Source organism: Kordia sp. E, from assembly GCF_056033805.1.
Genome location: NZ_JBRASR010000002.1, coordinates 1322535 through 1334247 on the forward strand (window position 1 = coordinate 1322535; position 11713 = coordinate 1334247).

Consider the following 11713-nt stretch of genomic DNA (forward strand, 5'->3'; position numbering starts at 1 on the left):
TTATACCTAAATGGGAGTATTTATTCAGATTACATCGTTTATCCTAATCATATCAATTTTAGTGATTCTTCACGAATTGGGGCATTTTATACCAGCAAAGCTTTTTAAAACAAAAGTTGAGAAGTTCTACTTATTTTTTGATCCTTGGTTTTCATTAGTAAAAAAGAAAGTAGGAGATACGGTATACGGTATTGGATGGCTTCCACTAGGTGGATATGTTAAGATTGCTGGAATGATTGATGAAAGCATGGATAAGGAACAAATGGAAAAACCACCTGAACCATGGGAATTCCGTTCTAAACCAGCTTGGCAACGTTTAATCATTATGTTAGGTGGAGTTATTGTAAACTTCTTACTCGCATGGTTTATATACATAGCTTTATTTACGTACTATGGAGAAAACTACATTCCTGTAAATAAAATAGAACACGGATTATACTTTGATAGTGTTAGTGAGCAAATTGGGTTACAAACAGGAGATAACATCATTGCAATTGATGGAAAACCTGTAGAAAAACTTGATAAGTACTTAAACATGGACTTATTACTTGGTGATGATGTTACTGTAATGAGAAGTGGAAAAGAAGTAACAGTAGCATTAAGTGACGAAGGTAAAAAAGCGGCATTAGAACGCAGAGGACGACAAATAATTATTCCGCGATACAATTCATTAATTATTGGAAAAGTTATTGACAGCACTAACGCAAAGGAAGCAGGAATCTTAAAAGGAGATGAAATCATAACTGCTAACAATGTGAAACTAGAGTTTTGGGATGAATTCACAGAAGAAATAGGTAAAAGTAAAGGAAGTACCATTGCTCTAAAGATAAAAAGACAAAACGAAGTTATAGATATTACAGCAAAAGTATCTGATAGTTTAGGATTAGGTGTACAACCAGATCTTACGTTAGCAGAACAAAAACTATCCATAACAAAGGAATATGGCTTCTTTGAAGCAGTTCCAAGAGGATTTGAAGAAACAATCAATGTATTGGTGCGTCAGGTAAAACAATTCAAACTAATCTTCAATCCAGTAATAAAAGGATACAAAAAGGTAAAAGGACCAATTGGAATTGTAGAAATTATGCCAACAACGTGGAATTGGCAATTCTTTTGGGGATTCATGGCAATGTTTTCTGTATGGTTAGCCTTTTTAAATATATTACCAATTCCTGCATTAGATGGTGGACATGTAATGTTTTTACTATATGAAATTATTGTAGGGAAAGCTCCATCTCAAAAAGTGATGGAAATAGGTCAGATTGTTGGCTTTGTGATCATTATGAGTTTAATGGTGGTGATCTTTGGAAACGATATTTGGAATTTAATTAAATAAGGCTACAAGTAGTGTAAAAAAGTTTTTAAAATTTTTAAAAAAAATATTTGTTCGAAAAAAAAAATAGCATATATTTGCAACCGCAAAAAGCAATAACACTCCTCTTTAGCTCAGTTGGTTAGAGCATCTGACTGTTAATCAGAGGGTCCAAAGTTCGAGTCTTTGAAGAGGAGCAAAGCTTTTAAAAGCCATCAGAAATGATGGCTTTTTTTATGGCTATACTTTTCATAAAACCGCCAACTTTCCAAGTTATTTCAGCTGTTTTTTTGAAATCGTAATATTTTTATGCTAACAATAACCCACACACCCGAATTTACAATTTCAAAACTATAATCGTTTTGATATAGTGCATCCAAGCGATTTATAATATTACTGATTCCAGTTCCTTTGCTGGCTAATTCGTCCAATGTACCTGATATGGGCGTACCATTGTTTTTAATTTCAAAAAGTAAATGTTCACCTTTTTCAATAATAGAAATTTTAATTTGTAACGCGTTTGTGTTTCTAGTAAACCCGTGTTTGATAGCATTTTCTACTATAGGCTGAATCATCATAAGTGGAACTGGCGTATTTTCAATATTTGAAACAATATCCGTAGTGATAGTCAAATGGTCAGAATAACGAATTAAAATAATGTCTATATACTTTTGTAGAATGTATAATTCCTGCTCTAAAGTGTTAAAATGATCTTCTTTGAGTATAATGACTTCTCTTAAAAGGTCGCTTAGATCGTTCAATGTGTTTTGTGCTTGCTTTGTATTCGTTTCTATTAGTGAAGAAATACTATTCAAAGTATTGAATAAAAAATGTGGTTGTAATTGAGATTTTAATACACGCATTCGAGTATGCGTCAATTGCTCGGAAAGTATCGCTCTTTGTAGTTCCGCTGTTTTTAATTTATTACTATAATAGTATGCGTAAATGATTCCGGTTATCCCGAAATACATCATGAAAGTTCTAGATAAATATGCAATTACCATATTAAAAGAAGTATAATGTTGGAATGTTGGATAATCTATTTTTCCTAATAATAATAAGACGCCCGAATGAGTCAGTGAAAATATCCAACCAATACAGAGAGATACAATTAGGTGAAATAGAATAATATATATAGAACGAATATTTTTTAGAAAAAACATTCTAGTAATCATTGATACAATTGACATAAAAAAGCAAATGACTATCCAATCCACCAAGAAGTGTTTTATGAAACCGTCTAACCAATCATACGTTTCTTCGCTTTGGATTTCAAAATATGATATTTGGAAAAATGTAACTGTAACCATTACGAGGCAAAAAAGAGCGAGAAACTTTACCAACTTTACATCTAGGTATTTTTTTATCATGTTCATCCTATATTCCTATTTTATGTAAAAACTCCTTTTTATATGTTTTACTAATTCGAAATATTTTATGATCCTTCATTTTTATATCCAATTCCCCAAAATTTGAATGAATCAGCTCATTGATGTAAGCAATATTAATGATCGTAGATCGATGTATTCTTGCAAACATACTAGGATCTAGTTTCTGAATTAACTTCGTAAGCGATATTCTCAATACGTATTTTTTATGTTCCGTATGAATTTCTGCATAGTAGCTAGAAGCAGTAATACATATAATGTCTGAAACGGTTACAAAATGCACTTTGTTTCCAGTTCGTATGGGTAAATTGTGGCAGAACTCTTTTTGTACAGATTGTTCTGGAGTTTTGATCATTGTCAGCAATTGGTCTAGCCGTTTATTGAATGCTTTCTGACTTTCCTGGGCATGCGTATCTATAATATGATCGATAGTTTTATAAAATCGTTCGTCTTTAAAAGGTTTTAACAAGTAATCAAAAGCCAAATAATCGAAAGCTTTCAGCGCAAATTCGTCATAAGCTGTTACAAAAACAATCAATGTCTTTTTAGGAAGTGTTAGTTTTTCCAACACTTCAAAACCTGTCATATCTTTCATTTGAATATCGAGAAAAATCAAATCGGGCGTATATTCTTTAATCTTAGAAATAGCTTCGCTTCCTGTTCTACATTCATCTAGGATATGAATTTGAGTACAATCTGTCAACAGATTCCTAATTCGTAGTCGTGCTAACGGTTCGTCATCTATGATAAGAGTAGTGATTTCCATAAAGAATTGTTGTTTGCAAGAAGAAAATACATAATTATTTTTCTCTCACATAAATTCGAATCAATATTAACATCAATAAACGGTATTTTAAGGCATCAATATGATACGTTTACATCAAACAGCAGTTGTTTTACTTCATTAAAGATCTCTATTCTAGCTATTTATTGACAAATAGTATGTTAAGATTTTTAACATCTTTAGGTAAGAATAATATTATATCAAAAAGAATGTATTTCAAATCCTTTTTAATCCACTTCGCTTCCTGTTAACATATTGATATTAAGTAGGTTTATACATTTGATTATATCAAGATTGCAATCAAAGTTGGAAATCCTGACCGACGAAGAACATTCAGGAAAAACTAATTTTAAATTTTTAAACAATGAAAAAACAGTTCATAAAAAAATCGTTAGTAATTAAAAAATCAAAAATTGCGAAGTTAAACGAGAGAGAAGTTACAAATGCAAAAGGTGGATTCACCACATTTGGTACGCCTACAACACTAGGTTCAATGATTATGATTTGTCCACCAACATTTGATCCAATAGGATGTACTAGTTTAGCTTGTCCACCTCCAATGGTATAATGATTGTCAGATTATACACAAGAAACTAACCAAGTAGTTTCTTTATACAGACTTCCTCCGATAGTTTTTGGAGGAAGTTTTATTTTATACACAACTTGGGCATATCTTATTCAAAACTAAAAAAGCTATTCCCATATAGAAATAGCTTTTTGTGTAAAATGTGAAACTGCTTTTTAAACCCTACCAGTTGTAATTAGCTTCTGTCATTTTACTTTCATTACCATTAGCGTCAATAGCTGTTACTCGAATTTTGTAACCATTACGATATTTACGCTTCAATTCTCTTCCATAACTATTTGAAGTAGTATTTCTGTAATGATACCAACCTGTCTTTCCGCTTTCTTTTATATTATTATAAATACGATAACTTACAGCTCCTGAAACTGCCGTCCAAGTAACGTCTAATTCTTCATCTCCATCATGATATGCATTTACATTTGTTGGTGCATTTATTTGTAAAGGATATAATGTATTAACAGCTGTTCTATCTCCTGATGAAAGCCCGCTGCTCAATGTACAAGCTGTTCCGCCATTCATTACAGAATTTGGATCATTTGTTGGCGTTCCGCTAATATGAGTTCCAAAGCTAGTATTACTATGAGCAAATGTTAAACAATGTCCAAACTCGTGTATCATATTAAACTTTCTTAAGTTATTGCTTACACTACATGCATTAAAACTTAAGTTGATACGAATTCTATAGCCAGGTTGTCCATTAGAAGTAGGAAATTCAGCAGCAGCAATTGTATTGTTTGGTAAAGGATTTACAGCGTCATTCATTACTTGAATTTCTGGATTAAATAAGAAACCTCCTTGGTATGGCCAATAATAGTCAGTTTCATATAAGAAGATTGAACTTCCAGAATTTGCATTCCATTCGTCCATAGCATCTCTGGTTGCTGTTTTCCAGTTTGATGGTAAAGAAGGATCAATACGAACACCAATAGTTTTATCAGAAACTAAATACGTTGTTCTGCGTTGCTTCGGATCTGTTCCTATGCCTTCAACTGGCTTTGGTCTGCCTTCTTTTGAAAATGTAATATCGTTTCCAACAAGATAATACGTTCCCATGTCAACAATATCTTTTTCAGAAAAGCCTAAGCTTTTAATTTCTTCAAGAACATCTATAAAGAGTTCTTCACTTGTCTGATTTTCTTCTATTATTTCTGTTGTATCTGTACTACAACTAAAAAAAGAAAAGGGTAAAACTACCGCAATTAAATAAATGATTTTTTTCATGATATAAAGTTTTTAATTGTCTAAACTTATTCAAAACTTGATCGATGCATTTATGGGAAAAAAGTAGTTGTATTACGGTTACGATAAGATAACGTTTACATGAAAAAAAGGTAATAAAATAATGATGATATGGTTACTTTAACACGATTTATCAGCTTTTTTTGAATTGCTGATGTAAAGACGAATAGACCAAAGGAATAAAATATAAGCTGATAAATGTTCCTATAAGCATTCCGCCAATAACAGCTAATGCCAATGGTTTTTGCAAGGTAGCTCCTAAGCCACTCATAAATAAAAAAGGTAACAATGCTAGAATAGTAGTTAGCGATGTCATTAAAATAGGCTTTATACGCAATCTTCCGCCTTTTTTGATTGCATCTTCAGTAGATAAACCTTGTTTTTGCAATAAATTAATAGTGTGAATTTTTAAAATACTATCATTAATAATTACACCGCACATCACAATAATTCCAATAACGGCCATAATATTGATCGATTCGCCAAATAACCAAAGTAGGAGCAAAGCGCCGCCAATATCAATTGGAATTTCAAGTAGAATAATGAATGGTTGCCATAACGATTCAAACTGTGCAACCATAATGAAATACAACAATAATACAGCAACTAAGATGACGATAAGTAATTCGTTTTTTAATTCCTGAATGGAAAGCCAACTTCCCGAAAATCGAACATTCACATCAGGATGTTTTTTAAATATCGTTTGAATGTTTTTTATAGCTGTTTCTGCTTGTGTTTCATTCTGTATAGGAAAACCAATGTATTCACCGTTTCTGTTAGCTTTAATCGTTTTATATTGTTGAATTCGTTGTAATTTGATTAAATTTTTGATTGGAATATTAGCGCCATTTTCATTTCGTACAAACAATCGATTAATTACATTCTCTACATTGGCAATCTTATAATTTAATTTGATTGGAATAAACTTTTTTGCCGTTTTTAAATCATCAATAAAATTTTGACTAAATGCAGTTTTGAGCTCATCAACAAGGCTATTGTAATTTACGTTATAGAGCGCTAAACTTTCATGAAGAATTTGAATGGAAACTGTTTGCTGTAAAGGGATTTCAGCAATTGTTTGCTGGTGTAATAGATTTTTAATTTGATAAATATTTTCTTCATTCGGAACTTCCGATGTTCTTTTTGAAAATACTTCCGCAACTAACATATTGTTTTGCGTATTGAAAATATATTCAAAAATAGTTTTAGGTCTATCAAAACTATAATTTACACCTTTGTATGTATTCAATAATTTTTGTTGGAGCAATTTTTTTATATGATTAATTTCTTTTGTAGAAGTTGCCTTTATATAAATTGAAGCTTCAGAAATACTTTTTATGCTTTCCTGTTGTAGTAAAAATTGTTGTTCTCCAATTTGTGAAAAAGTTGTTGTTACTTCAGGAATATCCTCTAAAATAGTTTGAATCCTACGTTGATTTTCATGTACATTAATTTGTGTACTCCAGTCAATAGTTAAAATAGTTTCATTCTCTGTAATTTCAGGCAATTGTTCATATTTCATTACATTAAATAATACAATTGCAATACAAATACTTACAATAGAAATGCTGTACACAATCCACTTTTTCGTAAAGAAAAATCGATATCCTTTTTCATACCAAGTTTCAACATTTTGTGTTTTAAGGTTCATACGAAACTGTGTGCCGAAATGTATTTTTCTACTTCTTAATTGTTTATATATTGGCGGAATTAAAAAGATAGAAACTAGCAAAGAAGCTCCTAATCCGATAGAAACTGCCAATGCTTGATCAAAGAATAAACTGCCCGTAATTCCACTTAAAAAAAGCAAAGGTAAAAACACCGAACAGGTCGTTAACACTGAACTAATGAGCGGTGAAATTATCTCGTTTGTTCCTGCTACGCAGGCTTCAAGTATAGTATGATTGGCTTCAAGTTTTTGCGTAATATTATCAATAACTATAATAGAATTATCGATCATCATACCAACGCCAAGAATCAATCCAGAAAGTGAAATAATATTGATAGAACGCCCAAAAAGATACAGCAAAAGCACACTTATAAGCAAAGAAGTAGGAATGCTGATGGCGATAATTAATGGTGATTTTACATCTTTCAAGAAGAAAAACATAATTAAAATTGCCAAAATACTACCAATCCACAAGCTTGATTTTAAGTTGTCAATGGACAATTGCAAAAGCTTAGTTTGATCTTGATTTGTAGCAAATTCTATCGTAGGATAATCGTTTTCAAACGCTTGAATTAATGTTTCTAATGACGTTTTGAGTTCGTACATTCTAGCGTCAGCTTGCTTTATAATTGCCAATACAATCGCACGTTTTCCATTATAATATGTTAATCCACGTTCTTGCCGCGATGTTATAGCTACACTCGCCAAATCTTTTAACTGAAAAATTTTACCATGAATGTTGAGGTAAATTGTTTCAATGTCTTCTTGTGTTTGTAATGGATTGGTGAAAGTGAAATTGTATTGATAAGTACCATTTTGAATGGTTAAATTCCCAAGTTCAAAATTATTGCTTTTAATAGCATTAATGAGAATTTTATTGGTAATTCCTAAACTAGTTAATTTTTGTTGATGTGGTGTAATAATAATTTCAGGAAGTGCTTGTCCACTTACATCAGCTAACGCAATATCAGGGAGCTGTTCAATACGTTTTTTGATAACTGTTTCTGTGAATTCGCTTAACGCGAGAAACTGCTCATCGGAGTAATTTTCTGCTAAGGAAATGGTAATATTTACAATTGGAATATCAGTTGCAGAAGCTTTTAAAACTCTTGGTCGCTCCATATCACGTGGCAATTGATTGAGCGCGGCATCTACTTTTTCATTGGTTTCTATAAACGCATAATCTGTATTGGTGCCATAGGCAAACCTAAGTTTTAAGGTAGCAATTCCGTCTCTTGATTGAGTTTGAATATCAGTCAAATTTGCGACTTGCAACAATTGATTTCGTAATGGTCGGACAATGTTGGTTTCTAAAATACGTGCAGTATTATTAGGGTAGGAAAGTTGCACCGTAACTTCAGGAATATCAATATCTGGTAATAATGAAGTTGGAATGCGTTGTGAAGCGACAATCCCTAGAAGCAACACAGCAAATGTTACCATAAAAACAGCAATTGGTTTTTGGATTAAAAACCGAACCATTAGTGTAAATTTTCTTCTTTTTGCGATCGGAACGTAGGCGAAATTTTAGCGTCATGTGATAAGTTCATGTTTCCAGAAACAATAATAGTATCACCATATTTCAATCCTTTTTGTAATGCATAACTTTTACTATTTTCATCTAAAATTTCAATATAATTCCACTTTGCTTTGCCATTTTCTGTAGTAAAAACTACTTCTTTATCTTCTCTAAATACAACTGCTTCTCGGGGAATAACTAAGACGTTTTTTAATGGTTTATGTAGAAGCACTTTTACATGCATTCCGTCAAACAACGAAGCATCTGATTTTAGAATGTTCCCTTTTACTTTTACGAGACCATTTTCATCAACTAACGGGTTTATTTCGGTAACGATTCCTTCATATTGCATTTTAGTATCGATAAAAGATGTAACCGTAATCTTCTGATTGATTTCCAAAAATGGAAGCTCGTTTTCTAATACTAGAAAAGCAACTTCGAGTTTTTTTCTATTGATAATTGTACAAAATATATCACCAGAAGTTACAAAGTCACCTGTTTTACTTTCCAAATTGGCAACAATGCCACTAAATGGAGCTTGTAATAGTGTTTGATTGTAGCGTATTTGAGCATTTTCAAGTGCGTTTTGGGCTTCTGTATAACCGCTTCTCAAATACATATATTTTAGCTTTACAGGATCAATTTTTGTATTGTCAACTCCTGCAAAACCATAGTTTATTTTTTCTTCAATAAAATTGCGTTTTGCTTTTTCTAAGTCAATTTGTGCCTTTTCAAGAAGGTTTTTTAAAACTTCATTGTCTAAGGTTGCTAATAGAGTTCCTTTGCTAACAAATGTGCCATTTTTAATAAGAACATTGGCAATACGTTCGCTAATTTTAAATCGAAGTTCACTTTTTTGCAAGGCCTCTACAATGCCGTTAGACATAATTTGCTTTTGAAAAACTGCGCTGTCAATTTTTACAGTTTCTACTGTTAATTGTTGTGCAACTCGTGCTATTTCTTGTCCTTTTTCTTCAAGCGAAGTTGTTTCGTTTTTATCACTACACGATAAAAAGGTTAAAAACAGTACGATATGTAAAAACGTTTTATTCATGATGCTCTTCTAGATATTTTTTTGCTTTATCAACTTCCAAATCTGTAATTTCTTCGTAGTATTTACAGTTTTCTTTATCAATATGAATCAACAAAGGTTTTCCGAAATTTGTTTCGTAAGCACTAATACTTCTATCAATATCTTCTAAATAATTATGTTTGGTTTTTAATGCAATTGCTTCCGAAGTATATTGTTCTATTTCAGAAACTCCTATAAAAATGATAGTTAAAGAGTCACTTTTAGAGATAGAGGCTAACATTTCTAGGTTTGATTCCACACAAGGTTTGCATCCACTCATGGGCATCAAATAATAAATTGTGGATGTAACTGAAGCAATTGTAATGTTGTGTTCTTCTTTCATGTAAAATGAAAAACCTTCGTAGAATTCACATTTTGGTTCCTTTGGTGCACATCCTGAAAGAGAAATACAGAAACATAGCAGCAGTACATATTTCATCATAGTTTTTCAATTAGGAGTTTGGTTGTATAAATCAATTGGTCTTCATATTTCCAGTATTCTTGATTTGGAGCAATGAGATAACCATCAGGTAACGGAATCGATTTGTACACGCCAAGTGAACCGTTTTCAAATAAGGTTTCACCAACGATATTAAATTCTGAATCCATCAAAATTATAGAAGCAGTTCTTTTGCTTCCATTATTGAGTTTTCCATTGTTCATTTTTAATGGCTGCTCATGATAAGCGATGCGAGAATACAATCCGGTTGATTTATGATAATTAATATTATCGTAAAAAGGCATTGTTATTCTATAATTCCACCTTTTCTGTCTTACTTTATACGTTTCGATTTTCATAGGCTCTGGATTTTCCGAAATGTATTGACTTGGTATTTTTTTGCGAAAACGAAATTCACCCGAAAGTGTAAATACTTCCAAAATATTATCATACGGATATGAAACAAGAATATTATTGTTTATTACTGTTACATTTGGTTCTAACACATCATCGGGATAATTGTAGCCCTTTGGTACATAAGCACTTTTTGCAGTTGGAATGATGAATTTCGTAACCTTTTCTGATGTTAAATTTAAAACACCAATTCGATTACTTTTTTTGTATTCCCAAGGTCGTACCAAATATGCATAATGTAAAATAGGAAAATATACATTTTGTCCATCTTCATGAAGTTTTATATATGAAGGTAGCGTTAGTATTTGACTATCTTCCGGTAGTAAAGTACTTTCTGAAATAGAATATTTATTGAGGACTTCTCCTTTAGCGTCAATTAAAAGGAAAGATGTTTCCGAATCAGTAACCAAAATACTGTCTTTATTTATCACATGAATAGACGATAATTCAGAGGTAATATAAAAACTAGGAATTTCAATTTTTCCAGCAAATTGTTTTACTTTTAAGTCTACTTTGATGATTTCATTTTTCTGTAATCCGTATAAGATGTTTTCATCAATATCTTTTTTAAAAAAAGAAATATCTATCGTTTCTGGCAAACGAATATCTAAGGAATCTTTACTAATAATAGTATGTGTATAGTTTTCTGTTGAATTATTAGTTTCTTTTTTACAAGAATAGGATAGTATACAAATGAAAAGTATGAGTAAGCTATAGGAATACTTTTTCATAAAATAAATAGTGTCAAAAATGTTAGTATAGTATTGGAATACTTTTAGATTATATGTTAATTCATAACATAGATAAACAGCTAAAACACTTGTAATGCTTTAGCTGTTATAGATAATTTTTCATATAATTAATACGCTATTAATTGCCAACTGGCACGGCTGGACCTGCTGGAGCTAGTTTTCTTCTGTCTCCAACATGACATTCATCTGTACTGTGCGCAAAACATCTTTCGTATTTAGCAGTTGCATCACCATTGTAAACTGCAATCCATTTTCCTAACTCAGGATATGCGTCTACTGGTGTAGCATCTTGTGCTTCTGCGTTTTCAACTTGAAATAACATCGCTCCTGCAAACAGGAAAGTTGCCGCTAAAGCAACTGTAAAAATTCTTTTTTTCATAATTGTTAGTTTTTAAAATAATTTATTTGGTTATACCTACAATTTAATGTTAATATTTCGCAAATAATAGCTAAATCACCTTCTTATAAGTAAGGTTTTTCTATAAAATTTGAGTCTATATAATTGATAATCAATTAATAATGTGTGTTTGTTGGCTTGA

At 31.5% G+C, this 11713-nt stretch carries 10 protein-coding genes and 1 tRNA gene; 3 read left to right on the top strand and 8 right to left on the bottom strand.

Features of this window, described 5'->3' with window-relative positions:
- Positions 1–10 precede the first annotated feature (10 nt).
- Positions 11–1336: an RIP metalloprotease RseP gene (gene rseP / locus ACUUYC_RS08935; protein ID WP_474265364.1), complete on the top strand. Its 1326-nt coding sequence runs from the start codon at positions 11–13 to the stop codon at positions 1334–1336.
- A 99-nt stretch (positions 1337–1435) separates the two neighbouring features.
- Positions 1436–1509 (top strand) — tRNA-Asn (locus tag ACUUYC_RS08940).
- Between the two features lie 81 nt (positions 1510–1590).
- Here ACUUYC_RS08940 and ACUUYC_RS08945 read toward each other — a convergent pair.
- Together ACUUYC_RS08945 and ACUUYC_RS08950 are read right to left on the bottom strand one after the other, a co-directional pair.
- Positions 1591–2682, bottom strand: a complete 1092-nt coding sequence (locus ACUUYC_RS08945) for a sensor histidine kinase (RefSeq protein ID WP_474265365.1) — start codon at positions 2680–2682, stop codon at positions 1591–1593.
- A gap of 7 nt (positions 2683–2689) precedes the next feature.
- Positions 2690–3466 (bottom strand): LytR/AlgR family response regulator transcription factor, encoded by a 777-nt coding sequence (locus tag ACUUYC_RS08950; protein ID WP_474265366.1) that lies wholly within the window; start codon positions 3464–3466, stop codon positions 2690–2692.
- Positions 3467–3848: 382 nt separating this feature from the next.
- Between ACUUYC_RS08950 and ACUUYC_RS08955 the strand changes: the two genes are divergently transcribed.
- On the top strand, positions 3849–4052 hold the full coding sequence (locus ACUUYC_RS08955) for a class I lanthipeptide (protein ID WP_474265367.1): 204 nt from the start codon (positions 3849–3851) through the stop codon (positions 4050–4052).
- A 180-nt stretch (positions 4053–4232) separates the two neighbouring features.
- Here ACUUYC_RS08955 and ACUUYC_RS08960 read toward each other — a convergent pair whose 3' ends face one another.
- The 6 genes from ACUUYC_RS08960 to ACUUYC_RS08985 all read right to left on the bottom strand — a co-directional run bounded on the left by ACUUYC_RS08960 (position 4233) and on the right by ACUUYC_RS08985 (position 11553).
- The gene (locus ACUUYC_RS08960) at positions 4233–5291 is read right to left on the bottom strand and encodes a M57 family metalloprotease (RefSeq protein ID WP_474265368.1); all 1059 of its coding nucleotides are present in this window, start codon (positions 5289–5291) and stop codon (positions 4233–4235) included.
- A gap of 151 nt (positions 5292–5442) precedes the next feature.
- Positions 5443–8460 carry an efflux RND transporter permease subunit gene (locus tag ACUUYC_RS08965; protein WP_474265369.1) on the bottom strand — a complete coding sequence of 1006 codons (3018 nt, stop codon included), beginning with the start codon at positions 8458–8460 and terminating at the stop codon, positions 5443–5445.
- Positions 8460–9551 carry an efflux RND transporter periplasmic adaptor subunit gene (locus ACUUYC_RS08970; RefSeq protein ID WP_474265370.1) on the bottom strand — a complete coding sequence of 364 codons (1092 nt, stop codon included), beginning with the start codon at positions 9549–9551 and terminating at the stop codon, positions 8460–8462. The genes ACUUYC_RS08965 and ACUUYC_RS08970 overlap by 1 nt, the downstream gene beginning before the upstream one ends.
- The gene (locus ACUUYC_RS08975) at positions 9544–10011 is read right to left on the bottom strand and encodes a hypothetical protein (RefSeq protein WP_474265371.1); all 468 of its coding nucleotides are present in this window, start codon (positions 10009–10011) and stop codon (positions 9544–9546) included. The genes ACUUYC_RS08970 and ACUUYC_RS08975 overlap by 8 nt, the downstream gene beginning before the upstream one ends.
- Complete coding sequence (locus ACUUYC_RS08980) at positions 10008–11153, bottom strand: hypothetical protein (protein ID WP_474265372.1); 1146 nt, start codon at positions 11151–11153, stop codon at positions 10008–10010. Before ACUUYC_RS08980 ends, ACUUYC_RS08975 begins: the two co-directional genes overlap by 4 nt.
- A gap of 139 nt (positions 11154–11292) precedes the next feature.
- Positions 11293–11553, bottom strand: coding sequence for a hypothetical protein (locus tag ACUUYC_RS08985; RefSeq protein WP_474265373.1), 261 nt, complete (start codon positions 11551–11553; stop codon positions 11293–11295).
- Between the last annotated feature and the right edge of the window lie 160 nt (positions 11554–11713).

Excerpts from the sequence above, each read along its gene's own strand:
- rseP (WP_474265364.1), top strand. The coding sequence starts at position 11 with ATGGGAGTATTTATTCAGATTACATCGTTTATCCTAATCATATCAATT.
- ACUUYC_RS08945 (WP_474265365.1), bottom strand. The coding sequence starts at position 2,682 with ATGATAAAAAAATACCTAGATGTAAAGTTGGTAAAGTTTCTCGCTCTT.
- ACUUYC_RS08950 (WP_474265366.1), bottom strand. The coding sequence starts at position 3,466 with ATGGAAATCACTACTCTTATCATAGATGACGAACCGTTAGCACGACTA.
- ACUUYC_RS08955 (WP_474265367.1), top strand. The coding sequence starts at position 3,849 with ATGAAAAAACAGTTCATAAAAAAATCGTTAGTAATTAAAAAATCAAAA.
- ACUUYC_RS08960 (WP_474265368.1), bottom strand. The coding sequence starts at position 5,291 with ATGAAAAAAATCATTTATTTAATTGCGGTAGTTTTACCCTTTTCTTTT.
- ACUUYC_RS08965 (WP_474265369.1), bottom strand. The coding sequence starts at position 8,460 with ATGGTTCGGTTTTTAATCCAAAAACCAATTGCTGTTTTTATGGTAACA.
- ACUUYC_RS08970 (WP_474265370.1), bottom strand. The coding sequence starts at position 9,551 with ATGAATAAAACGTTTTTACATATCGTACTGTTTTTAACCTTTTTATCG.
- ACUUYC_RS08975 (WP_474265371.1), bottom strand. The coding sequence starts at position 10,011 with ATGATGAAATATGTACTGCTGCTATGTTTCTGTATTTCTCTTTCAGGA.
- ACUUYC_RS08980 (WP_474265372.1), bottom strand. The coding sequence starts at position 11,153 with ATGAAAAAGTATTCCTATAGCTTACTCATACTTTTCATTTGTATACTA.
- ACUUYC_RS08985 (WP_474265373.1), bottom strand. The coding sequence starts at position 11,553 with ATGAAAAAAAGAATTTTTACAGTTGCTTTAGCGGCAACTTTCCTGTTT.